This is a genomic window from Streptomyces sp. NPDC002787, from assembly GCF_053592095.1.
Map to the genome: position 1 here is coordinate 21,942 of NZ_JBSFVC010000042.1, position 25,178 is coordinate 47,119.

The 25,178-nt window shown below is 71.2% G+C and carries 16 protein-coding genes; 14 read left to right on the forward strand and 2 right to left on the reverse strand.

Annotated features, from left to right (window positions below; translation table 11 throughout):
* Nucleotides 1-10 precede the first annotated feature (10 nt).
* The 11 genes from ligA to ACWD26_RS38875 all read left to right on the forward strand — a co-directional run bounded on the left by ligA (nt 11) and on the right by ACWD26_RS38875 (nt 16,104).
* Complete coding sequence (ligA, locus tag ACWD26_RS38825) at nt 11-2,227, forward strand: NAD-dependent DNA ligase LigA (protein ID WP_451277617.1); 2,217 nt, start codon at nt 11-13, stop codon at nt 2,225-2,227.
* A gap of 227 nt (nt 2,228-2,454) precedes the next feature.
* Nucleotides 2,455-4,815 (forward strand): putative bifunctional diguanylate cyclase/phosphodiesterase, encoded by a 2,361-nt coding sequence (locus ACWD26_RS38830; protein WP_451277567.1) that lies wholly within the window; start codon nt 2,455-2,457, stop codon nt 4,813-4,815.
* A gap of 371 nt (nt 4,816-5,186) precedes the next feature.
* Complete coding sequence (gatC, locus tag ACWD26_RS38835) at nt 5,187-5,483, forward strand: Asp-tRNA(Asn)/Glu-tRNA(Gln) amidotransferase subunit GatC (protein ID WP_005480000.1); 297 nt, start codon at nt 5,187-5,189, stop codon at nt 5,481-5,483.
* Between the two features lie 7 nt (nt 5,484-5,490).
* Complete coding sequence (gatA, locus tag ACWD26_RS38840; protein WP_451277570.1) at nt 5,491-6,987, forward strand: Asp-tRNA(Asn)/Glu-tRNA(Gln) amidotransferase subunit GatA; 1,497 nt, start codon at nt 5,491-5,493, stop codon at nt 6,985-6,987.
* Nucleotides 6,984-7,226: a hypothetical protein gene (locus ACWD26_RS38845; protein WP_257540295.1), complete on the forward strand. Its 243-nt coding sequence runs from the start codon at nt 6,984-6,986 to the stop codon at nt 7,224-7,226. Before gatA ends, ACWD26_RS38845 begins: the two co-directional genes overlap by 4 nt.
* 15 nt (nt 7,227-7,241) lie before the next feature.
* Nucleotides 7,242-8,756, forward strand: coding sequence for an Asp-tRNA(Asn)/Glu-tRNA(Gln) amidotransferase subunit GatB (gatB, locus tag ACWD26_RS38850; protein ID WP_451277571.1), 1,515 nt, complete (start codon nt 7,242-7,244; stop codon nt 8,754-8,756).
* A 225-nt stretch (nt 8,757-8,981) separates the two neighbouring features.
* Nucleotides 8,982-11,300, forward strand: a complete 2,319-nt coding sequence (locus ACWD26_RS38855) for an MMPL family transporter (RefSeq protein ID WP_451277573.1) — start codon at nt 8,982-8,984, stop codon at nt 11,298-11,300.
* Nucleotides 11,278-11,853: a GNAT family N-acetyltransferase gene (locus ACWD26_RS38860; RefSeq protein ID WP_451277575.1), complete on the forward strand. Its 576-nt coding sequence runs from the start codon at nt 11,278-11,280 to the stop codon at nt 11,851-11,853. The genes ACWD26_RS38855 and ACWD26_RS38860 overlap by 23 nt, the downstream gene beginning before the upstream one ends.
* A gap of 35 nt (nt 11,854-11,888) precedes the next feature.
* Nucleotides 11,889-12,503 carry a hypothetical protein gene (locus ACWD26_RS38865; RefSeq protein ID WP_451277577.1) on the forward strand — a complete coding sequence of 205 codons (615 nt, stop codon included), beginning with the start codon at nt 11,889-11,891 and terminating at the stop codon, nt 12,501-12,503.
* A 188-nt stretch (nt 12,504-12,691) separates the two neighbouring features.
* On the forward strand, nt 12,692-12,907 hold the full coding sequence (locus tag ACWD26_RS38870; protein ID WP_451277579.1) for a hypothetical protein: 216 nt from the start codon (nt 12,692-12,694) through the stop codon (nt 12,905-12,907).
* Nucleotides 12,908-12,996: 89 nt separating this feature from the next.
* A complete protein-coding gene (locus ACWD26_RS38875) occupies nt 12,997-16,104 on the forward strand; it encodes a helix-turn-helix transcriptional regulator (protein ID WP_451277619.1) in 3,108 nt (1,035 codons plus the stop codon).
* A gap of 111 nt (nt 16,105-16,215) precedes the next feature.
* Here the strand turns inward: ACWD26_RS38875 and ACWD26_RS38880 are convergent, their stop codons facing one another.
* Complete coding sequence (locus tag ACWD26_RS38880; protein WP_451277581.1) at nt 16,216-17,379, reverse strand: PQQ-dependent sugar dehydrogenase; 1,164 nt, start codon at nt 17,377-17,379, stop codon at nt 16,216-16,218.
* A gap of 111 nt (nt 17,380-17,490) precedes the next feature.
* Nucleotides 17,491-18,489, reverse strand: a complete 999-nt coding sequence (locus ACWD26_RS38885) for an aldo/keto reductase (RefSeq protein ID WP_451277583.1) — start codon at nt 18,487-18,489, stop codon at nt 17,491-17,493.
* A 76-nt stretch (nt 18,490-18,565) separates the two neighbouring features.
* On the opposite strand from ACWD26_RS38885, the gene ACWD26_RS38890 reads away from it, so the two are divergent.
* The 3 genes from ACWD26_RS38890 (at nt 18,566) to ACWD26_RS38900 (ending at nt 25,171) form a co-directional block, all read left to right on the forward strand.
* A complete protein-coding gene (locus tag ACWD26_RS38890; protein WP_451277585.1) occupies nt 18,566-19,564 on the forward strand; it encodes a 2-hydroxyacid dehydrogenase in 999 nt (332 codons plus the stop codon).
* A 392-nt stretch (nt 19,565-19,956) separates the two neighbouring features.
* Nucleotides 19,957-23,076: a putative bifunctional diguanylate cyclase/phosphodiesterase gene (locus tag ACWD26_RS38895; protein WP_451277587.1), complete on the forward strand. Its 3,120-nt coding sequence runs from the start codon at nt 19,957-19,959 to the stop codon at nt 23,074-23,076.
* Between the two features lie 247 nt (nt 23,077-23,323).
* Nucleotides 23,324-25,171 (forward strand): acetolactate synthase large subunit, encoded by a 1,848-nt coding sequence (locus ACWD26_RS38900; RefSeq protein ID WP_451277589.1) that lies wholly within the window; start codon nt 23,324-23,326, stop codon nt 25,169-25,171.
* The last annotated feature ends 7 nt before the right edge of the window (nt 25,172-25,178 follow it).

Genomic DNA, 25,178 nt, shown 5'->3' on the forward strand with positions numbered 1-25,178 from the left:
GGACAAGACGGTGGCCGGCGACAAGGACGCACAGCCCACATCGGTACCCAGCGAGGCATCGGTACCCGCCGAGGCGCGCGAGAAGCACGCGCGGCTCGCCGGAGAGATCGAGGAGCACCGCTTCCGGTACTACGTGAAGGACGCTCCCGTCGTCAGTGACGCGGAGTTCGACGAACTCCTGCGCACCCTGGAGGCGTTGGAGGAGGAGTACCCCGAGCTGCGCACCCCGGACTCGCCGACGCAGAAGGTCGCCGTCGAGTACGAGACCGACCTCGCCGAGGTGGAGCACCGCGAGCGCATGCTCTCCCTCGACAACGTCTTCGACGACGCGGGGCTCGCCGCCTGGGCCGACCGCGTCGCCAAGGACGTCGGCACATCCGACTACCACCTGCTGTGCGAGCTCAAGATCGACGGCCTCGCGGTGAACCTGACGTACGAGGACGGCAGGCTCACCCGCGCCGCCACCCGGGGCACCGGACGGACCGGCGAGGACATCACACCCAACGTCATGACGATCGCGGAGATCCCGCACCGGCTGAAGGGCGACCGCGTCCCGCGCCTCGTCGAGATCCGGGGCGAGGTCTACTTCCCCATGGAGGCCTTCCAGGGCCTCAACGCACGCCGTGTGGCGGCCGGTGAGAAGCCGTACGCCAACCCCCGCAACTCCGCCTCGGGTTCACTGCGCCAGAAGGACCCGAAGGTCACGGCCACCCTGCCCCTGCACATGGTCGTCCACGGCATCGGCGCCCTGGAGGGCTTCGACGGCGGTTTCACCCGCCTCTCCCAGGCCTACGACCTGCTCAAGTCCTGGGGCCTGCCCACCGCCCAGCACAACAGGGTGGTCGACGACCTCGACGGCGTACGGGAGTTCATCGCCTACTACGGCGAGCACCGCCACTCCGTGGCGCACGAGATCGACGGCGCGGTCGTCAAGCTCGACGAGATCCCCCTCCAGGGCCGCCTCGGCTCCACCTCGCGGGCGCCGCGCTGGGCCATCGCGTACAAGTACGCGCCGGAGGAAGTCAACACCAAGCTCGTCAACATCCGTGTGGGTGTGGGCCGTACGGGCAGGGTGACGCCGTACGCCCAGGTCGAGCCGGTGACGGTCGCGGGTTCGGAGGTCGAGTTCGCGACCCTGCACAACCAGGACGTGGTCAAGGCCAAGGGCGTCCTCATCGGCGACACGGTGGTGCTGCGCAAGGCCGGTGACGTCATCCCGGAGATCCTCGGCCCGGTCGCCGACCTGCGGGACGGCAGCGAGCGCGAGTTCGTGATGCCGGCCGAGTGCCCGGAGTGCGGTGAACCGCTGGCGCCCGCCAAAGAGGGCGACATCGACCTGCGATGCCCGAACTCCCGCAGCTGCCCTGCCCAGTTGCGCGAGCGGCTCTTCTACCTCGCCGGGCGCAAGTGCCTCGACATCGAGAACTTCGGATACGTCGCCGCCGCCGCGCTCACCAAGCCGCTGGAGCCGCCCCAGCCGCCGCTCCTGGACGAGGGCGACCTCTTCGACCTGACCATCGAGAACCTGCTGCCCATCAAGGCGTACGTCCTCGACCAGGACAGCGGTCTGCCCAAGCGCGACCCGAAGACCGGTGAGGAGAAGATCGCCACGGTCTTCGCCAACCAGGAGGGCGCGCCGAAGAAGAACGCGATCGCGATGCTGGAGAACATCCGGGCGGCCAAGGAGCGGCCGCTCGCCCGCATCCTGACCGGCCTGTCGATCCGGCACGTCGGACCGGTGGCCGCCGAGGCGCTCGCGCGTGAGTTCCGTTCGATCGAGCGTATTGAGCAGGCGACCCAGGAGGAGCTGGCGACCACCGACGGCGTCGGGCCGATCATCGCGGCCTCGCTCAAGGAGTGGTTCGCGGTGGACTGGCACCAGGAGATCCTCCGCAAGTGGCGGGCTGCCGGGGTCCGTATGGAGGAAGAGAGCTCCGGGGAGGACCAGGGCCCCCGGCCGCTCGAAGGGCTCACCGTCGTCGTGACCGGCACACTCGAACACCACACCCGCGACGGGGCCAAGGAGGCGCTGCAGAGCCGGGGCGCCAAGGTGACCGGGTCGGTGTCGAAGAAGACCTCCTTCGTGGTGGTCGGTGAGAACCCGGGCTCCAAGTACGACAAGGCGATGCAGCTCAAGGTGCCCGTCCTGAACGAGGACGGCTTCGCCGTGCTGCTCGAACAGGGGCCCGACGCGGCGACGGAAGTCGCGCTTCCGCCCGAGGAGTAGGGGTTGAAGGCCACCCGTTCGGCGCATACCAGATGCATACGGGTGGCCGGTCGCATTCGGGTAACCGACGTCGACCGCTGCCCGTGGAAGCCTTGTGCGGCCTACTGTTGAGATGTGCGCCTGCCGTGCCCGGACGCGTGGTGGGTTTTCGGACGCGGTGCCGTTGAGGGTTGTCGGGAGCAACGGGCCGCGTGGCGTGGGCACCGCCGGCTGTGAGAGGGACGGGAATGGAACCGACCGAGAGCGTCGCCCCGGACTCACGGCTGCGCCTGCGCCGGGTGTCCGGGGCCTGGCGACGGGGGCGCTCCCTGCTCATGGGGGTACGCCCGTTCGAGGGAAGCCGGGAGCGGGTTCTCGGGCAGGCGACGGCGGACCCCGTGGTCGGGACGTCATGGCCGCCGGGCCGTGCGGGCGCGCGCGCCCACGGCTCCCTCGTACCCGGCCCGGCACAGCTCACCGTCGGCACCGCGGTCGGCACGGGCGGCGGCCCTTCCATCACCGGTGCGCTCAGCGAGGACCGGGGACACGAACTGCCGGGCCACGACGCCGAGCGGCACATGTCCTGGCCCGCGCTGCCCGCCGTGATCGTGGGTCTCGCGGGCGCCATCCTGGGCGCCGGTTTCTACCGGGCGTTCGTCGGCCAGCACGCGCTCTTCCCGTCCGGCGCCGTCGGCTGGTCCCTCGCCCTGCTGACCGGCATCATCGTCGGCCACCTCGTCGCCATGGGCCGCGCCCGCTGGTGGGGCGGCACCGGCTCCGGCGCCGCCCTCACCCTCGCCGTCCTGCTGCTGTACGGGTGGGTGGCCGCCGGGATGGTCAGCCTCACCGTCGTCGTCCTCGTCGGCGTCGCCCGCCGGGGCCGCTGGCGCCAGGGCGTGCTGCACGGCGCGGTCGACATCCTCGGCATCGGCGCCAGCGCCCTCGTCCTGAGGGTCTTCGGCCGTGTCCCCTCGGTCGAGCGGCCCTGGGACCCCGAAAGCTGGAACCTCTACTCGGCGCCCCAGGTGGCGCTGGTCGCCATCGCCTATCTCGCCGTCACCCGCGCTCTGCTCTGGTATCTGGCCGCGCCGCGCGGCGGTGTTCCCACCGTCGCGCGTACGGCCCTGGTCAGACAGGGGCTCGTCGCCGTCGCGCTGCTCGGTATCGCCCCGCTCGTCTGTGTCGTCGCCCTCGCGCAGCCCCTGCTGCTGCCGCTCTTCGCCATCCCCCTCATCGCGCTCGACTCCACCCTGTGGATAGCCCGCGCCCGCGCCGAGGAGCAGCTGCGCGACCCGCTCACCGGACTGCCGAACCGCCAATGGCTGCTCGAACGCACCTGGACCGCTCTGGACGACGCCGAACGCATCGGGGCCAGGTCGGCGCTGATGCTGATCGACCTAGACCGCTTCCGGTCCGTCAACGACACGCTCGGCCATCTCGCGGGCGACCGTCTGCTGTTGCAGATAGCCGATCGGTTGCGGGTCGCCCTGCCACGCGGAGCGGAGGCCGCGCGGCTCGGCGGCGACGAGTTCGCCGTCCTGCTGCCCGTCGCCGACTCCACGACGTCCGCGTCGCGCGTCGCACGCAACCTCGTCGCCGCGCTCGGCTCGCCGCTCGACCTCGACGGGCTCACCCTCGTCCTGGAGGCCAGCGCCGGGGTCGCCGTCTTCCCCGACCACGCCCTCGACGCGGAGGGGCTGCTGCGGCGGGCGGACGTGGCGATGTACCAGGCCAAACGCGACCGGACGGGCGTCGAGGTCTACGAGTCCAAGCGGGACTCGAACACCCCGGACCGGCTCGGTCTGCTGGGCGACCTGCGCCGCGCGCTCGACGCGCAGGAGGTCGAGCTGCACTACCAGCCGAAGGTCCGCTTCGACGGGCAGGTCGCCGGCCTGGAAGCGCTGGTGCGGTGGGTGCATCCGGAGCGCGGGAAGGTGCCGCCGGACGAGTTCATAGCGATCGCCGAGTCGTCCGGGCTGATGCCGCATCTCACGGAGTACGTCCTGGAGACGGCGCTCGGGCAGGTGGCCAGGTGGCGGGCGCAGGGGCTGCATGTGCCGGTCGCCGTGAACGTCTCCCCGCGCGATGTCCACACCCCCGGCTTCGCGGGCGCGGTGGCCGCGCGGCTCGCCCGCCACGGGGTGCCGGCCGGGTCGTTGCAGCTGGAGATAACGGAGCATGTGCTGCTCGAAGACCCGCAGCGGGCCGCGGACACCCTGGCCGGGCTGACCGGGCACGGGGTGAAGATGTCGCTCGACGACTTCGGCACGGGGTATTCGTCGCTGGTGCATCTGCGGCGGCTGCCGGTGAGCGAGCTGAAGATCGACCGGTCGTTCGTGGCCCGGCTGGCGATCGACAACGAGGACGCGGAGATCGTGCGCTGCACGGTCGATCTCGCGCATTCGCTGGGACTGCTCGTCGTCGCGGAGGGCGTCGAGGACGACGAGACGTGGGAGCGGTTGCGGGATCTGGGGTGTGACGCGGTGCAGGGGTGGCTGGTCGCGGCCGCGATGCCGCCGGAGGAGACCACGGCGTGGCTTCGGGCGCGGGGGTCTCGGGGGTGGCAGCGGCCGGCCGCGGCGTTGCCGGCGGCTACCGCCGAGGAGTGACGAGGGCGCCTGACCGCTCGGGGGGTGCGGGTTCGGTTGGCGGGTGCGGCTCCGGTGGGGCTTCTCGCGCAGTTCCCCGCGCCCCTGAAAAGCCCGGGCTGCGCCCCGAGCTTTCGGCCCCACCCGCCCGTCTTCTTGCAGCCCGCCCGCCCGTCGCCTTTCTGGTCCGCGCGGCTGTGGGTCTTCCAGGCCCGCAACGGCCTGGTCTTTTGGGGGCGCGGGGAACTGCGCGAGAAGCCCGACTTACCCGCACTCGCCGACGCTCAAGTACCCCCGAGCTATGCGGCGCCCCGGCCCAGCGGCGCGGCAAGCGCCCCGCGCCCCATAGGATTGGCGCCAAACCACACACACTCACCCCAGAGGATCGCTGCATGCCTGGCATTACGCGCGAGGAGGTCGCCCACCTCGCCCGGCTGGCGCGTCTGGAGCTGAAGCCCGAAGAGCTCGAACACTTCGCAGGCCAGCTGGACGACATCATCGGCGCGGTCGCCCGCGTCAGCGAGGTCGCCGACCAAGATGTACCGCCGACCTCGCACCCGCTGCCGCTGACGAACGTCATGCGCGCGGACGAGGTCCGTCCGTCGCTCACCCCCGAGCAGGCGCTTTCCGCCGCCCCGGCCCAGGAGCAGCAGCGTTTCAAGGTGCCGCAGATCCTGGGGGAGGACTGATCACGTCATGACCGACAGCATCATCAAGCTCACCGCGGCGGAGATCGCCGCGAAGATCGCCGCCGGCGAGCTCACCGCCGTGGAGGTCACCGAGGCCCACCTGGCCCGGATCGAGGCCGTCGACGAGAAGGTGCACGCCTTCCTGCACGTCGACCGCGAGGGCGCCCTCGCGCAGGCCCGCGCCGTCGACGAGAAGAAGGCCAGGGGCGAGAAGCTCGGGCCGCTCGCCGGTGTCCCGCTCGCGCTCAAGGACATCTTCACCACGGTCGGTATTCCCACCACCGTGGGGTCGAAGATCCTCGAAGGGTGGATCCCGCCCTACGACGCGACGCTCACCAAGAGGCTCAAGGACGCCGACGTCGTCATTCTCGGCAAGACCAACATGGACGAGTTCGCCATGGGGTCCTCCACCGAGAACAGCGCGTACGGGCCCACCGGCAACCCGTGGGACCTCACTCGCATCCCCGGCGGCTCCGGCGGCGGTTCCTCCGCCTCCCTCGCCTCCTACCAGGCGCCCCTCGCCATCGGCACCGACACCGGCGGTTCCATCCGTCAGCCGGCCGCCGTCACGGGCACGGTGGGCGTGAAGCCGACGTACGGGGCGGTCTCCCGCTACGGCATGGTGGCGTTCTCCTCCTCCCTCGACCAGGGCGGACCCTGCGCCCGTACGGTCCTGGACGCGGCGCTGCTGCACGAGGTGATCGCCGGACACGACCCGCTCGACTCCACCTCCATCGACGCCCCGGTCCCGCCGGTCGTCGAGGCCGCCCGCAACGGCAGCGTCGCCGGGATGCGCGTCGGTGTCGTCAAGCAGTTCCGCGGCGAGGGCTACCAGGCCGGTGTGGTGCAGCGGTTCGACGAGTCGGTCGAGCTGCTGAAGGAGCTGGGCGCCGAGATCGTCGAGCTGGACTGCCCGTCCTTCGACCTGGCGCTGGCCGCGTACTACCTCATCGCGCCGAGCGAGTGTTCGAGCAACCTCGCCCGCTTCGACGGTCTGCGCTACGGCCTGCGTACCGGCGACGACGGCACCCGTTCCGCCGAGGACGTCACCTCCCTCACCCGTGAGGCGGGCTTCGGCCCCGAGGTGAAGCGCCGCATCATGCTCGGCACGTACGCGCTCAGCTCCGGCTACTACGACGCGTACTACGGCAGCGCCCAGAAGGTCCGTACGCTCATCACGCGGGACTTCGAGAAGTCGTTCGAGAAGGTCGACGTCATCGTCTCGCCGACCACGCCGACCACCGCCTTCCCGATCGGCGAGCGTGCCGACGACCCGATGGCGATGTACCTCGCGGACCTGTGCACCATCCCGACCAACCTCGCGGGCAACGCCGCGATGTCCCTGCCCTGCGGTCTCGCACCGGAGGACGGGCTGCCGGTCGGGCTGCAGATCATCGCCCCGGCACTGAAGGACGACCGTCTTTACAAGGTCGGCGCCGCCGTCGAGGCCGCCTTCGTGGAAAAGTGGGGGCACCCGCTCCTGGAGGAGGCTCCGTCGCTGTGAGCAACGCACTGTCCAAGGCCAAGGACTTCCAGAAGTCCAAGTCCGGTACGTACGTGTCCATCGCCACCACCGCCTTCGGCGCGTGGGGCATCGCCAAGCGGATCAAGAAGGCCCGCGCCGAGCAGGACACACTGCGGCTGATCGACGCGTCCGTGGCCGCCGTCGGCATCGTCACCGGCCTCGCCATCCTGTACCGCGAACTGAAGCGGCTGGGCGACGACGACGTCCTGCTGGGCTGAGAGGGAAGTTAGACCGTGACCACCACGACCGACCTGGTGTCGTACGAGGACGCTCTCGCGTCGTACGACCCCGTCATGGGCCTCGAGGTCCATGTCGAACTCGGCACCAAGACCAAGATGTTCTGCGGCTGTTCGACCGAACTCGGTCAGGACGCCAACACGCAGACCTGCCCCACCTGCCTCGGTCTGCCCGGCGCGCTCCCGGTCGTCAACGCGATCGGCGTCGAGTCCGCGATCAAGATCGGTCTCGCGCTGAACTGCGAGATCGCCGAGTGGTGCCGCTTCGCCCGGAAGAACTACTTCTATCCGGACATGCCGAAGAACTTCCAGACCTCCCAGTACGACGAGCCGATCGCCTTCAACGGCTACCTCGACGTGCAGCTGGAGGACGGCGAGACCTTCCGCGTGGAGATCGAGCGCGCCCACATGGAGGAGGACACCGGCAAGTCGACGCACGTCGGCGGTGCCACCGGCCGCATCCACGGCGCCTCGCACTCGCTGCTCGACTACAACCGCGCGGGCATCCCGCTCATCGAGATCGTCACCAAGCCGATCGAAGGCGCGGGCGAGCGGGCTCCCGAGGTCGCCAAGGCGTACGTCCGTGAGCTGCGCGAGGTCATCAAGGCGCTCGGCGTCTCGGAGGCCCGTATGGAGATGGGCCAGATGCGCTGCGACGTGAACCTGTCGCTGCGCCCGAACGGCACCGAGAAGTTCGGTACGCGTTCCGAGACGAAGAACGTGAACTCGCTGCGGTCCGTGGAGCGGGCGGCCCGCTTCGAGATCCAGCGGCACGCGGCCGTGCTGAGCGGCGGCGGGACGATCATCCAGGAGACCCGGCACTTCCACGAGGACACGGGGTCCACGACCTCGGGCCGCGTGAAGGAGGAGGCCGAGGACTACCGGTACTTCCCCGAGCCGGACCTGGTGCCGGTCGCCCCCTCCCGCGAGTGGGTCGAGGAGATCCGGTCCGGGCTGCCCGAGCTGCCGCTGGTCCGCCGCAACCGGCTCCGCGAGGAGTGGGGCATCAGCGGCACCGACATGCAGGCCATCCTCAACGCCGGTGCGCTGGACCTGATCGTCGCCACCATCGAGGCCGGGGCGGACGCCGCCTCCGCCCGCAAGTGGTGGATGGGTGAGCTGGCCCGCAGCGCCAACGAGTCGGGCAAGGCGCTGGACGAGCTGGCGATCACGCCGCAGCAGGTCGCCCGGGTCACCGAGCTGGTCGCGAAGGGCGACCTGAACGACAAGCTGGCGCGCCAGGTCATCGAGGGTGTCCTCGCGGGCGAAGGCACCCCGGACGAGGTCGTCGACAAGCGCGGTCTGAAGGTCGTCTCCGACGAGGGCGCCCTGACGACGGCCGTCGAGGAGGCCATCGTCGGCAACCCGGCCATCGCGGACAAGATCCGCGGCGGCAAGGTCGCCGCGGCCGGTGCCCTGGTCGGCGCGGTCATGAAGGCCACGCGTGGTCAGGCGGACGCGGCACGCGTCAAGGAGCTGATCCTGGAGAAGCTGGGCGTCAGCGAGGGCTGAACGACCGGCGGTTCCGCCACGTATCCCTGAGGGCGGCGCATCACTGCGATGGGCCGCCCTCAGGCGTGCGCACGGCGGTGACCCAGGGCGACAGAGTGCCGCCGTTTGTCCTGTGAGGTGGCTCCCATCCCCTGTGAGGAGACCCTCAAACGGGCCAAACGATCACATTGTGGTGCGACAGTTGCCTGGAACCCCTCATGTCTCCCCTCCCCAGGAGCCCGCTCCGTGGCAGCCCTTGCGCGCTGGTGTGTCCGGCACCGTCTCGTCACCGTAGTTCTGTGGCTTCTCGCCTTCGCCGGCGCGGCCGCCGGCGCCGCCGTCGCGGGAGCCGCGTACTCGAACGACTACAAGACCCCCGGAACCGAGTCCAGCCGCGCCACCGACCTCCTGAGCAAGGGCTTCCCGGGCGTCAGCGGCGACAGCGCCACCGTCGTCTGGCACAGCGATGACGGCTCCGTGCGCGCCGCCGCCGTCGAGCAGACGATGACCCGGACCCTCGACGAGATCGCCGAGCTGCCGGGCATCGCCGCCGTGACCGACCCGTACGACGGCGCCGACGGTGGCCGGATCAGCGAGGACGGCCGTACGGCGTACGCCACCGTCACCTTCGACGAGCCCGCCGGGGACGTGGAGAAGGCGCGGGCCGAGGCCGTCGTCGACACGGCGAAGGCCGCCGAGGGCGACGGGCTCCAGGTGGAGCTGGGCGGCAGCGCCATCGGGCTCACCGAGACCTCCGGCGGACACCTCGCCGAGATCGTCGGCGTGCTCGTCGCCGCCGTGGTCCTCTTCCTGGCCTTCGGTTCACTCGCGGCCAGTCTGCTGCCGATCGCGACCGCCCTGGTCAGTGTGGGCACCGCCTACGCGGGGATCACCCTGCTCGGGCACGCCATGACGGTCGCCGACTTCGCGCCCATGCTGGGCACCCTGATCGGCCTCGGCGTCGGCATCGACTACGCGCTGTTCATCGTGACCCGCCATCGCCGGGGACTGAAACGGGGCCTGTCCGTCGAGGAGGCCGCGCGGAACGCGGTCGCGACCACCGGGCGGGCCGTCGTCTTCGCGGGCGCCACGGTCTGCATAGCGCTGCTCGGCATGCTGATCCTGCGGCTCGGTTTCCTCAACGGCGTCGCGATCGCCGCCTCCCTCACCGTGGTCCTCACCGTCGCCGCCTCCGTCACGCTGCTGCCGGCCCTGCTGTCGTTCATCGGCATGCGGGCGCTGAGCCGCCGCGAGCGCCGCCGCCTCGCCGAGCACGGCCCCGAACCCGAGCTGGCCACCGGCTTCGCCGCCCGCTGGTCCGCCTTCGTGGAGCGGCACCCCAAGAAGCTGGGCGCGATCGCCCTCGTCGTCATGACCCTGCTGGCCCTGCCCACGCTCGGACTGCGCCTGGGCACCTCCGACCAGGGAAACGACCCGAGGACGACGACCACACGCCAGGCGTACGACCTTCTGGCGGAGGGCTTCGGGCCCGGGGTGAACGGCCCGCTCACCCTGGTCACCAAGGTGGACGGCGCCGCCGACAAGCTCGCGCTCGACAGCCTGGACACCACGCTGCGGGCCACCGAGGGCGTCTCGGCGGTGACCCCGGTGACGTACAGCGGCGGCGACACCGCCTACCTCACCGTCGTACCGGAGTCGTCCCCGCAGTCCGAGAAGACCAGCGAGCTGGTCGAACGGCTGCGCGGCGAGGTACTGCCGCGCGCCGAGACCGGCACGACCCTCGATCTGCACGTCGGTGGTGTGACCGCCGGATACGACGATTTCGCGGACGTGATCGTCGGCAAGCTGCCGCTGTTCGTCGGTGTCGTCATCGGCCTGGGCTGTCTGCTGCTCCTGCTCGCCTTCCGCTCCATCGGGATACCCCTCAAAGCCGCCGCGATGAACGTGGCCGCCGTCGCCGCCGCGTTCGGCGTGGTCGTCGCGATCTTCCAGTGGGGCTGGGGGAGTGAGCTGCTGGGGCTGGGCAGCGCGGGCCCGATCGAACCCTTCCTCCCCGTGATCATGGTCTCGGTCCTCTTCGGGCTCTCGATGGACTACCAGGTCTTCCTGGTCAGCCGGATGTACGAGGAGTGGCTGGAGACCGGCGACAACCGGCGCGCGGTCCGCGTCGGCCTCGCCGAGACCGGCCGGGTGATCAACTCGGCGGCGGTCATCATGATCTCCGTCTTCCTCGCCTTCGTGCTGAGCGGCGACCGCGTGATCGCCATGTTCGGCATCGCGCTCGCCGCCGCCGTCGCCCTCGACGCCTTCGTCCTGCGTACGCTCCTCGTCCCCGCCCTGATGCACCTGCTCGGCGGCGCCAACTGGTGGCTGCCCCGCTGGCTCGACCGCCGCATGCCCCGCATCAGCATCGAACCGCCCGAATCCCGCGCCGCCCATGAGAGGCTGGCCGCCGCGACGGACGCCGAGGCGGCGGACGTACTGGCGGGGGACGCCGGGGACGGACCGGCGGGGGACCCCGAGGACGTACCGGCGCGGGACGCCGACGCGACGGATGTACGGGCGAAGGAGCGACAGCCGGATGTACGCGATATCCCTGGGTGACGACGGAGCCGAACTGCGGCCCCTGGAACCCTGGCACGCCGAGGAGTTCCTCACGCACCTGGAGCGGGGGCGGGACTTCATCAACCAGTACATCCCCTTCGGCCAGACCGCCACGGACATCGACGGCGCGCGCGCCGTCCTCCAGCGGTACGCCGACATGCGCGCCGCCGACACCGGCTCCCTGCACGGCATCTGGCTCGACGGCAAGCTCGTCGGCGGGGTCCTCTTCCTCGACTTCGACGCGGAGAACGCCAACTGCGAGGTCGGCTGCTGGCTGGAGCCCGCCGGCACGGGCCGGGGGCTGGTCACGCGCGCGATGCGCATCCTCATCGACTGGGCCGTCGACGTGCGAGGCGTCCACCGGGTCGAATGGATCGCGGCCTCCGGCAACACACCGAGCCTGAACGTGGCCCGGCGGCTCGGCATGGTCCGGGACGGTGTGCAGCGGGAGAGATATCCCCACCAGGGGGTCCGGCACGACTTGGAGATATGGTCCGTCCTGGCGCCCGAATGGCGAGCGGCACGCGCCCGCAGCGCTCACAGCGATCATTAAGAAACCTCTCAGACAACATTCGTACGGTGCGAGGTATGGGAACCAAGACAGCTGACGAGACCGGAGCCGAGACGGGCGCCGAGGCCAAGAAGAACGAGGAGTCGGTGAACGTCACCAAGGAGGACGCGGCGAAGGAGGAAGCCGCGACGGAAGCCCACGGCACGGTCGAGGCCGGCGACTCCGAGGTGGCCGGTGGCTCCGAGGAGGCCGGCGAGTTCGACGAGGGGTTCCCGCCGGTTGCCGCGAAGGCGTCTTCCGGCGTCGGGCAGGGTGCCGCCGGCATCGTGTCCGTGGTGCTCGGGCTGGTCTCGCTGACGGGCGGCTGGGTCGGCACGGTCGCCTCCGCACGCGAGGAGATCACCGGCCAGCTGGAGATGCAGGCCGCGTCGAACGCGACCGTCGCCACGCAGCTCCAGGCGGTCTACGGCGATGCCTGGCAGGCCTCCGCGCTGTGGGGCGGCGTCTTCGCGCTGATCGGGCTGATCGTCGGTGTCGCCGTGCTGGCGCGGCCCGCGTTCGGCGACCCCGACCAGGTCCAGGCGCCGTGGATCAAGTCGGCCGCCTGGGCCGGTGTCTCGGTCGGCTTCATCGGCCTGGTGCTGGCCGTTCTGAAGTACTCCGACATCCTGCTGGCACTGCCGAGCACCTGACATCCGCCCGTCCGGCAGGACGGCTTCTGAGGGGCCTTAGGCCCGTCGTAGGTATCCCTACGACGGGCCTAAGGCCCCTCCCCGCGTTCAAGATGCGGAACTCTCCCGATGTGGCCGCCCCACCTTGGAGACGAAGGTTGAGGCATCGCAGAAAGCGAGCCAGACCGACTCTTCACGAGGGGTACGAGATGTTCGAGTACGAGTTCCACCACATCCGTTCCGCGCGGCTGATCCGCGAGGCGGAGCAGCACCGCCAGGTACGAGAGGCCCGCCGCGCCCGCCGCGAGGCCGCACACGACTCCAGGACCACGGCGAGGTCCACGTCGAGGGAGGGCGACAAGGACACCGAGAGGCGGGTGCTCGGTGACCGCATGCGCCGGCTCCGCTTCCCGCGCGCGGCGTGAGAGGGCCGGCCTGCCCGGGGGCGGACGACCGCCTCCCGGCGCTCCGGGGCCTGCGGATAATCGGTGCCGAGGTGTCCGAGGGCCGTGCGATGCTCGGCGATGTGGAGACCAGGTCCGTCAGTCCGGTGTTCGTCGGTCGTGCCGACGAACTGGAGGTGTTGCGCGAGGCCTTGGCCCGCGCCGGTGGAGGAGCCGCGCGGGCGGCGGGGAGCGGGGGAGACGGGAGAGACGGGAGAGACGGGAGAGACGGGGGCGGGCCGCAGGCGCTGCTGCTCGGCGGTGAGGCCGGGGTGGGCAAGACCCGCCTGGTCGAGGAGTTCGCCGGCGAGGCCGCGCGCGGGGGCGCGGTCGTCGCGCTCGGCGGCTGCGTCGAGATCGGCGCCGACGGACTGCCCTTCGCACCCTTCTCCACCGCCCTGCGCGCCCTGCGCCGCGAGCTGCCCGACGAACTGGCCGCCGCGGCCGCCGGACAGGAACGGGAACTGGCCCGGCTGCTGCCCGAGTTGGGCGAGACCCCACGCGCACGGCACGACGAGGAGGGCACGGCCCGCCTCTTCGAACTCACCGCCCGCCTCCTGGAACGCCTCGCCGCCGACCGCACGATCGTCCTCGTCCTGGAAGACCTGCACTGGGCCGACGCCTCCACCCGCCACCTCCTCTCCTATCTCCTGCGTACGCTGCGCACCGGCCGCCTCGTCGTCCTCGCCACCTACCGCTCCGACGACATCCACCGCCGCCACCCGCTGCGCCCCCTCCTCGCCGAACTCGACCGCCTCCGCACGGTCCGCCGCATCGAGCTGCCCCGCTTCAACCGCGCCGAGGTCGGCCACCAGCTCGCCGGCATCCTCGCCGCCGAACCCGCACCGGAGCGTGCCGACGAAATCTTCGAACGCTCCGACGGCAACGCCTTCTTCGTCGAGGAACTCGCCGTAGCCGCCCCCGACAGCGGCTGCCCGGGCCTCACCGACTCCCTGCGCGACCTGCTCCTCGTCCGCGTCGAACGGCTCCCCGAGGACGCCCAGCGGATCGCCCGCATCGTCGCCGAGGGCGGCTCCACCGTGGAGTACGCCCTCCTCGCGGCCGTGGCCCGGCTCCCCGAGGACGACCTCATCGAGGCCCTGCGCGCGGCCGTCGGCGCCAACATCCTGCTCGCCGCGCCCGGCGGCGACGGCTACCGCTTCCGCCACTCCCTGGTCCGCGAAGCCGTCAGCGACGACCTGCTGCCCGGCGAACGCTCCCGCCTCAACCGCCGCTACGCCGAGGTCCTGGAGGCCGACCCGACCCTCGTCCCCGCCGACGGCCGCGCCACCCGCCTGGCCAGCTACTGGTACCACGCCCACGACGCCGCCAAGGCCCTGCCCGCCGTCCTCGACGCCTCCGCCGAAGCACGCTCCCGGCACGCCCACGCCGAACAACTCCGCCTCCTGGAACGGGCGATGGAGCTGTGGGACGCCGCCCCCGACGCCGTACGCGCCGCCCTGCGCCCCGTCGACCACACCGAGGTCTACCCTCCCTGCGGCTGCGACCCCGCCACCCCCCTGCGCTACCTCGACCTCATGGCCGAGGCCGCCGTCGCGGGACGCCTGTGCGGGGAGCGCGAGCGGGCCATGCGGATCACCCGGCGGGCCCTCGACCTGCTCGCCGACGGCGGCGACCCGCTGCGTGCGGCCTGGTTCTGGATCCAGCGCTCCATGCTGATCGAGAACCTCGGCCGGGGCGACGGCTGGAAGGAGATCGCCACCGCCCAGGAACTCGTACGCGGCCTGCCGCCCTCCGAGGTGCACGCCGAGGTGCTCTCCCGTGCGGCCTGCTGGTCCATGCTCCACTGCCCGGGCCCCGACGCCCTCTCCGACGCCCAGCGCGCCGTCGAGTACGCGCGCATGGTGGGCGCAGAGGAGATCGAACTGAACGCCCGCCTCACCGTCAGCGGTCTGATGGTCGACGCCGGCGACGTCGAGACGGGTGTCGCGGAGATGGAGAGGGTCCGCCGCCGGGCCCTCGAACGCGGACCCGCCGCCGTCGTGGGCCGCGCCTATGTCAACCTCCCGTCCTACCTGGAGGGCGTCGGCCGCTCCCACGAGGCGGTCCACCTCATGCACGAAGGCCTCGAAGTCACCCAGGGCATGGGCCTGTCGGTCTCCGAGGCCTGGATCCGGGGCAACCTCTCCGAGTCGCTCATCTCCCTCGGCCGCTGGGACGAGGCAATGGAAGCCGCCGGGCAGTCCCGGGACGGCGGCGGGAACCCCAAGCCGGGCGGCCTCAGTGCCATGTGCCTGGCCGCCATCGCGCTGGCCCGCGGCGACCTCGCCGAGGCCGGCCGTCGACTCGCCGCCGCGCACAGCTACTACGGCACCCACAACACCATGCCGCAGAGCAGCCTGCCGCTGTCCTCTCTCACCATCGGCATCGCCGCCGCCGAAGGCCGCCTCCCCGACGCCCGCACCGAACTGGCCCGCGTCCTCGCCACCGGCTTCCCCGTCGGCACCCAGCGTTACGCCTGGCCCCTGCTGCTCACCGCCGCCACCGCCGAGGCCGACGCCCGAGGTGTCCCGGCCACGGAGCGGGGCCGCGCCGAGGTCCTCGACCGGATCTTCACCGTGGTCAAGAAGCTCACCACCGGCTCACCGATCTGGCTCGCCCACGAACGCTGGGTACGGGCCGAACTCCAGCGTGCCGAGGGCATGATGGCCCCGGACACATGGTCCGACGTCGTCACCGCCTTCGAGCCCCTGGAACGGCCCTACGACCTCGCCCGCGTCCGGCACCGCCTCGCCGCGGCGCTGCTGGCGGGCGGCGCCGACGACGAGGCCCGAGACCGGGCGACGGAACTGCTGCGGCTGGCCGCCGCCGTAGCCGACCACCTCGGCGCCCGTCCGTTCGCCGACGAGGTCGCCCTCCTCGCCCGCCGGGCCCGCCTCACCCTCGGCCGGGCCCCCGAGCAGGCGCTCACCCCCGCCGACCCCGTTGCCGCGCTCGGTCTCACGGGCCGTGAACACGATGTCCTCCGCCTGGTGGCCCTTGGCCGCACCAACCGCCAGATAGCCGAGGAACTCTTCATCTCCCCGAAGACCGCCAGCGTCCACGTCTCCAACATCCTCGCCAAGCTCGGCGTCTCGGGCCGGGGCGAGGCGGCGGCTGTGGCGCATCGGGTCGGACTGTTCCCTGCGGGGGAGGGAGAGCGGCTGGTCGCGGGATAAGGAGGTCGGGTCGCGAACCGCGCAGGAGCTGTGTTCTGCCAGATCGAGTCACAGAGCGTGCTGGTGTCCGTGGCGATCCTCGACCAGTCGCTGATCGGCGACGAGTAGCCCCTATTTCACCTCCAGCTCCAGGATCTTGTCGTCGCCGCCCTCCGGGGAGCCCCGTCCGTCCGTCTCGCTCGTCACCAGCCAGAGCTTGTCGCCGCCGGCGGAGACGACCGTGCGGAGGCGGCCGTAGTCGCCTTCGAGGAAGGCTTGGGGGTCGGCGGAGGCCTTGGTGCCGTCGAGCGGGATGCGCCAGAGTCGCTGGCCGCGCAGGCCCGCCATCCAGACGGAGCCCTCCGCTATGGCGATGCCGCTCGGGGAGGCCTCCTCGGTACTCCACACGGCCACCGGGTCGATGTAACCGGACTTGTCGCCCATGCCCTCGACGTCCGGCCAGCCGTAGTTCCCGCCGGGCTGGATGTGGTTCAGCTCGTCCCAGGTGTTCTGGCCGAACTCCGACGCCCACAGGCGCTGTTTGCCGTCCCAGGCGAGACCCTGGACGTTGCGGTGGCCGTACGAGTACACGACGGAGTCGTCGAAGGGGTTGCCGGGGGCGGGCTCGCCCCCCGGGGTCATGCGGAGGATCTTGCCGCCGAGGGAGTCCTTGTCCTGGGCCAGCGGGCCCTCGTACCGCTCGCCGGTGCTCGCGTACAGCATCTGGTCGGGGCCGAAGGCGATCCGGCCGCCGTTGTGGTTCGTGCCCTTGGGGATGCCCCGGAGGATGGTGTCGGGGGCGCCGAGCTGTTGACCGGCGGGCTTCTCGGGGTCGTACAGCATGCGCACGATCCTGTTGTCGGACTCCGAGGTGAAGTAGGCGTAGATCATGTGGTCGGAGGCGTACTCCGGGGAGACGGCGATGCCCATGAGGCCGCCCTCACCGGCCGGGGCGACGCCCGGGACCTCGCCGAGCTCGGTCTTCTCGCCGGTCTTCTCGTCGATTCTGCTGATCGTGGCCTCGTCCCGGGAGGACACCAGGAGACCGCCCTCGGGGAGGGCCGCGAGGCCCCACGGGCTGTCGAGGTCCTCGGCGACGGTGCGGACCACCTTCACCGAGCCCTTGTCAGGGGGTGCCGCGTCCGCCGCCTGCTCGGTCGGGGACGCCTCGGCGCTGCTGCTCGGGGGTGAGCTGCCGGCCGCTTCCGGTTTCTCACCGTCGTCCGAGGAGCAGGCTGTCGTCACCAGGAGCACGGCTGCGGCCAACGCGGCCGTCACCACTCGACGTTGCACCATCACGATCCCTTCGGCGTGGAGCTTCTACCTGTCTTACACCGCGAGTGCCCCACAGGTTCCACCTCCGCCCGATCAAGAGGACTTTCCGGCCCGCGCCCCGCAGGCGTCCCCTCAGTCCCAGGATCCCCGAGCGGGCGGAAGACCCGCCACCTCCGCCAGATCCTCGGCGGTCAGGCGCAGCGCGTGGGCGGCCGCGTTCTCCGTCACCCACCGGGCCTGCTTCGTGCCCGGCACCGGGACGACATGGGGGCCCAAGGAGAGCACCCAGGCCAGGGCGACCTGGGCCGGGGTCACGTCGGCCCCGTGCCGGGCCGCGACCCGGCGGAGGCCGACGACGAGGGGCTGGTTGGCGGCCATCATCTCGGCGGTGAAGCGGGGGTGGCGGGCGCGGATGTCATCGGGTTCGAAGCCTCCGCCGGGCGTCAGGGTGCCCGTGAGGAAACCATTCCCCAGGGGCATGGCGGCGAGGAAGCCGATGCCCCGGGCCACGCACCAGGGGAGAAGGGAGCCCAGGGCCTCCCGCGACCAGACCGACAGTTCGGCCTGCACCGCGCTCACCGGGAAGACCTGCTGCACCCGCTGGAGCTGGTGGATCGTGGTGTCGTACATGCCCGCCCCCGGCCGGCGGCCCGCCCGCGCGCCCACCGCGCAAAGCCCCAACGCCCTTACCTTTCCGGCCTGTACGAGTTCCGCCATGGCCCCCCACGTCTCCTCGACGGGGACCTCGGGGTCAGCCCGGTGCAACTGGTAGAGGTCGATGACATCGGTCTGGAGCCGGCGCAGCGAGGCGTCGCAGGCACGTCTCACATAGCCGGGCCGGCCGTTGGCCACGATGTGCTGCTCGCCCACCAGCAGGCCCACCTTGGTGGAGAGGAACGCCTCCGCACGGCGTTCCCGCAGCACCCGGCCCACCAGCAACTCGTTGGTGAAGGGACCGTACATGTCGGCCGTGTCCAGGAGTGTGGAGCCGAGGTCGAGCGCCCGGTGCACCGTCCGCATCGACTCGTCGCCCCGTTGCCGCGACCCGGTGTACGCCCAGCTCATCGGCATGCACCCGAGTCCGACGGCCCCCACCTCGAGCGTCGCCGCGCCGATCGTCCTGCGCTCCACCTGGCCGTGACCCTCCCTCTCCTGACCCCCCAACCTAACCTCTGCCGTACCAGGTACCTGACATAGCCTCCGGAGCATGACTCCTGACGCGACCGCCGACCTGCCCCCGGACGTCACCGCCGACGTCTGGCTCCCCATCCCGCCGGACGAGATCGAGGGACTCCCGCAGGGCCCCAACTACCTGTTCTGGGACGGAGGTGACGACGGCGAGCAGCCGTATCCGGGCGACCCGGCGGACTGCGTCATGTACGTGGTGCCCTACATGAAGCGGTGGCCGGAGCGGAACCCGCTGGAGCCCATGCGGAACCTGCGGGTCGTCCAGACGCTCACCGCGGGTGTCGACGACGTCCTGGCCCGGCTGTCGGCGCTCGCGCCCGGCGTCCGGCTGTGCAACGCCCGCGGAGTGCACGAGGCCAGCACGGCCGAACTCGCGCTGACCCTGACCCTGGCCTCGCTGCGCGGCGTCCCGGACTTCGTACGGGCCCAGCAACAGGGGCGCTGGCTGGGCGACTTCCGGCCCGCGCTCGCCGACAAGTCCGTCCTGATCGTCGGCTACGGCGCGATCGGCGCCGCCATCGAGGACCGGCTCGTACCCTTCGAGGTGGCGCGGGTGGCGCGCGTCGCGCGCTCTGAGCGCACCACGGCGCGCGGACCGGTGCATTCGTTCACCGAACTGCCCTCCCTGCTGCCGCAGGCCGACGTCGTGATCCTCTCCACTCCCCTCACGGAACAGACGAAAGGCCTGGTCAACGCCTCTTTCCTGGCCCGTATGAAGGACGGGGCCCTCCTGGTGAATGTTGCCCGCGGAGGCGTCGTCGACACCAAGGCGCTGCTCGCGGAACTGGACGGAGGGCGCATCACCGCGGCGCTCGACGTCACCGACCCCGAGCCGCTGCCGCCCGGTCACCCGCTCTGGCACGCGCCCGGGGTGCTCATCAGCCCCCACGTCGGCGGCCCCACCTCGGCCTTCCTGCCGCGTGCGAAAAGGCTGTTGGTGGACCAGTTGGGACGTTTCGTGAACCGGGAGCCGTTGCGCAACGTGGTCCTTACGACAGGCGAGCCGGACGACGTGTAATCCACTTCGGGCACCCTCCGCATTCCTTCGGAAGCGGAACGTGCTCGTATTGCCGCAGATGGTCACGGAGCGTAGAGGAACTATGTCCCTGAGTGACGAGACTGGTGTATCGTCCCCGACAGGGGCTGCGCCGCGCACCGTTCGGCGCCGGGGACGGACTTGAGACAGCGAGGGGGGCGACGGGCGATGCACGGCCTATGGACGAACGATCCGACGCGGCGGAGCCGCCGACGGAGGCCCTGGCGAGCTGCGACGCAGAGGCACCCGCACGGGAGCCACGGCGGCCACAGCGGTCACGGTCAGCACCGCAGGCACAGCAGCCGCAGAAAACACACCCAGCCGACGCACCGGGATCGGCGGAACACGGGATCGGCGCTCACCGAGGAGACCCGGTGAGCCCCCGCCAGTCCTCCGCCCCCACGCTGAGCCCCGCACTCCGGGCGACCAAGCCACAACCCGGCCCGCCCCTGCCCGGCGGACCGGCGCCCGAGCGCACCGGCGCGAGCCCGCGGGCTCGAATCGTCCTCGTCCTGCTCTGCGCGGCCTACGCCGTCGGTGCCGCGTTCGGCTGGGGCAATGAGCAACTCGCCCTCATCATGGGCGACTTCGGGCTGAGCGCGGCCGCGGCCGCGGCCGCCGTCTCCTGCTTCCGCTACGCGCGCAGCCGCCGCAGCCGCTTTCGACCCGCCTGGCTGCTGTTCGCCCTCTCCTCCGCCATGGCCGCGCTGGGCAACGGCGTCTGGGGGTGGTACGAGGTCGTCCTGGAGCGGCCCGTACCCGAACCGAGCTACGCGGACCTGTTCTTCCTCTGCTTCGCCCCACCCGCCATCGTCGGCCTGCTGGTGCTCGCCAAGAGGCCCGTGACCAAGGCCGGCTGGGTCTGTCTGGCGCTGGACTCCTGGCTCATCGGCGGCTCCCTGGTCACCCTCTCCTGGAGCCTCGCGCTCGCCCAGAACGCCCAGCTCGAAGACTCCAACACCGCGCACACCGCGCTCTCGCTGGCCTATCCGCTGCTCGACATCGCCCTGGTCAGCATGGTGCTCGCGCTGCACTTCCGGCGCTCCGCCATGCACCGCTCCGCGGTCAATACCGCGATCGGCGCCCTCGCGCTCACCGTGATGTGCGACGCCCTGTTCACCTCACCCCTGCTGCACACCAGCTACCGCTCCGGCCAGCTCCTCGACGCCGGCTGGTTCGCGGGCTCCCTGCTTCTCGCCTACGCCCCCTGGGCCGGCCAGCGGCACGGACAGACCGACGAGGGCGGGCACGCGCGCGTGGTGCACGAACACATCCCGGGCCAGCGGCACGACACCCACCCCGGACACCGCCACGAGGTCCAGCCGACCCACCGGCACGACCACTCACAGGGAGGGCCCGTGCACGTGCTCCTCCAGGGGGGAGGTCACAGTCGGTATCCGGCCAACCGTCCCATCGCCGGGTCCCTGGCCGCGCTCACTCCCTACCTGGCCGCCGCCGTCTGCACCCTGGGCATCCTCTACAACGTCCTCAACGGCCGCAGCGTCGACCGCGTGGTGCTCATCACCGCCTGCACCGTCGTGCTCGCGCTCGTCGTGCGCCAGGGCATCATGCTCCTCGACAACATCACCCTCACCCAGGAACTGGCCCAGAAGGAGAACCACTTCCGCTCCCTGGTCCAGGGCTCCAGCGACGTCATCATGATCGCCGCCCCGAACGGCATCCTCCGCTACGTCAGCCCGGCCGCCGCCGGGGTCTACGGACGCCCCGCCGAGGACCTCGTGGGCAAGGAGCTGGCCTCGATCATCCACCCCGAGGACCTCGGCTGCGTCGTCCACGAGGTGCGCCGCTTCCTCGCCGCCGACCCCGCCGAGGAACCCACCACCCGCATCGAGTGCCGCTTCAAGGCCGGCGGTGGGGGCACCTCCCGCTCGAGCGCAGCCGAGAGTGGGGGAGGCTGGCTGAACGTGGAGTCCACGGTCAACCGCCACCACGGCGGCCTGATCTTCAACAGCCGGGACGTCACTGAAAGAGTGCGCCTGCAGGCCCAGCTGCAGCACAACGCCGAGCACGACCCGCTCACCGACCTGCCCAACCGCGCCCTGTTCACCAAGCGCGTCCAGCAGGCACTCTCCGGCCGCCGCTCCTCCGACCGAGGCATCGCCCTGCGCAACACGGCGGTCCTCTTCATCGACCTCGACGGCTTCAAGGCCGTCAACGACACGATCGGGCACCAGGCCGGGGACGAGCTGCTCGTCCAGGCCGCCCGCAGACTCCAGGACACCGTGAGGCAGGGGGACACCGCCTCCCGCCTCGGCGGTGACGAGTTCGCGGCGCTCATCGTCGGCGACGGCTCCCGTGACCGCGCCGCCCGCGAACAGCACATCCTGGAGCTCGCCGACCGGCTCCGGATCGCCCTCTCGCAGCCGTACACCATCGACGGCAACGAGGTCCGTGTGGCCGCCTCCATCGGCGTCTCCTTCGCCGAGCCCGGCCTCGGCGCGGGCGAGCTGCTGCGCAACGCCGACCTCGCCATGTACCGCGCCAAGGCGTCCGGAAAGGGCCGCGTCGAGCTGTACAAACCACAGATGCAGCAGGACGTCGTACGCAAGGCCGAGCTGGCCACCCGGCTGCGGGCCGCGCTGCACGACGGCGAGTTCATGCTGCTGAACCAGCCCGTGGTCGAGCTGGAGACCGGCCGGATCTCGTCGGTCGCGACGGCGGCCCGATGGCGCTCGTCCCAGGGGGTGCTCTTCACGCCCGCCGAGTTCCTGCGGGTCTCCGAGGACAGTGAGAAGACCGCCGAGCTGGGCCGCTGGATGCTGGAACAGGCCGTCGAGCAGGCCGCCGACCGGCTCACCAGCGGTCTGAACGTCCCGGTGTCCGTCCGGATGAGCGCACGGCGCCTGCTGGACCGCTCCCTGCCCCCCGGCTCCGTGGAGACGCTCCTGACCCGCCACGGGCTGCCCTCCGGCTCCCTGATCGTCGAGCTGTCCGACACCCAGCTGAAGGGCCCGCCGGACGACCTGGAGCGCCGGCTGAAGCACCTCCGGCGCCTTGGCGTCCGGATCGCCCTGGACGGCTTCGGCAGCGGCCACGCGGCGATCACGGAACTGCGCCGGCTCCCCGTCGACGTACTGAAGCTGGACCGGAGCCTCGTCGAAGGGATCGTGGAGTCCACCCGGCTCCACAAGATCACCAGTGGGCTGCTGCGTATCGCCAACGATCTGGGGCTGGAGTCCGTGGCCGACGGGGTGGATCTGCCCGAGCAGGTCGTCGCCCTGCGCGCGATGGGCTGCACCCACGGCCAGGGGGCCGCGTTCTCCGGACCGCTGGAGGAGTACCGGCTGCGCCGGGCCCTGTCCCTCGGGCACTACCCGGTGCCCTCGGGACCGGCGGAACCCGCGTTCGCGGGCGGCGCCGGGGGCGAGCGAGCATTGAGGGCCGCGGGGGTGTACACAAGTGGTGTACCCGCTGTCTACGGAGGCGGCAGTGCCCTTCGCTCACATAATGAGACTCCCGTCCCACCCGCTTGACACGTGGTGCGCGCGAGGGGGAGGGTCAGTGCCATGCGCACCCGAATCCTCGTACTTGGAAAGCGCGTCGGCTGAAGCTGGGACCCACCGGAGGACCTTCCGGAATTCCCGGCGACCGTACCCGACGCGCTCCCCTCGCTTGCCTCGTGGCAAGGAGGGGTTTTTTGTTGCACGGGCACCAGTCAGGCGCTAGCCGCACACCGCACGAACCTCGCAAAACACCCTCAGCATCGAGAAGAGAATGCCGATGACCGAGCAGGCCACCGGGGCCCACCATCCGCAGCCGCGGCCCCGATCCGGAGGACCGTCCACCCCCGTCGAGCACGTCACGGGTGCGCAGTCCCTCATCCGCTCTCTCGAGGAGGTCGGGGCCGACACGGTATTCGGCATCCCCGGCGGCACCATCCTGCCGGCGTACGACCCCCTGATGGACTCCAAGCGGGTGCGCCACGTGCTGGTCCGTCACGAGCAGGGCGCCGGCCACGCGGCCACCGGTTACGCGCAGGCCACCGGCAAGGTCGGGGTGTGCATGGCGACGTCCGGACCGGGCGCCACCAACCTGGTCACCCCGATCGCGGACGCGCACATGGACTCCGTGCCGCTGGTCGCGATCACCGGGCAGGTCGTGTCCAAGGCGATCGGTACGGACGCCTTCCAGGAGGCGGACATCGTCGGCATCACCATGCCGATCACCAAGCACAGCTTCCTGGTCACCAAGGCGGAGGACATCCCCCGGGCGATCGCGCAGGCCTTCCACATCGCCTCCACCGGCCGCCCGGGACCGGTCCTGGTCGACATCCCCAAGGACATCCTTCAGACGAAGACCACCTTCTCCTGGCCGCCGGTCATGGACCTGCCCGGCTACCGCCCGGTGACCAAGCCGCACGCCAAGCAGATCCGCGAGGCCGCCAAGCTGATCACCGCCGCGAAGCGGCCCGTGCTGTACGTCGGCGGCGGCGTCCTCAAGGCGCAGGCGACCGCCGAGCTGAAGGTGCTGGCCGAGCTGACCGGCGCGCCCGTCACCACCACGCTGATGGCGCTCGGCGCGTTCCCCGACAGCCACCCGCAGCACCTGGGCATGCCCGGTATGCACGGCTCCGTGGCCGCCGTCACCGGACTGCAGAAGGCCGACCTGATCGTCGCCCTCGGCGCCCGCTTCGACGACCGCGTCACCGGCAAGCTGGACAGCTTCGCCCCGCACGCCAAGATCGTCCACGCGGACATCGACCCGGCCGAGATCGGCAAGAACCGCGCCGCCGACGTGCCGATCGTCGGGGACGCCCGCGAGGTCATCGCCGACCTGATCCAGGCCGTGCAGAAGGAGCACAGCGAGGGCGGACAGGGCGACTACACCGCCTGGTGGAAGGACCTCAACCGCTGGCGCGAGACCTACCCGCTCGGCTACGACCAGCCGGCCGACGGCTCGCTCTCCCCGCAAGCGGTCATCGAGCGCATCGGACAGCTCGCCCCCGAGGGCACGATCTTCACGGCGGGCGTCGGTCAGCACCAGATGTGGGCCGCCCACTTCATCCAGTACGAGAAGCCCGCCACCTGGCTGAACTCCGGCGGCGCCGGAACGATGGGGTACGCGGTCCCGGCCGCCATGGGCGCCAAGGCCGGAGCTCCGGCGCAGACCGTCTGGGCGATCGACGGCGACGGCTGCTTCCAGATGACCAACCAGGAGCTCACCACCTGCGCCCTGAACAACATCCCGATCAAGGTCGCCATCATCAACAACGGCGCCCTCGGGATGGTCCGCCAGTGGCAGACCCTGTTCTACAACCAGCGCTACTCCAACACCGTCCTGCACAGCGGCCCGGACGACGTCAACCCCAACGCCCGCGGCACCCGCGTCCCCGACTTCGTGAAGCTGTCGGAGGCCATGGGCTGCTACGCCATCCGCTGTGAGTCCCCGGACGACCTCGACAAGGTCATCGAGGAGGCGAACTCGATCAACGACCGCCCGGTCGTCATCGACTTCGTCGTCCACGAGGACGCGATGGTGTGGCCGATGGTCGCCGCCGGCACCTCCAACGACACGATCATGGCCGCCCGGGACGTCCGCCCCGACTTCGGCGACAACGAAGACGACTGAGCGAGAG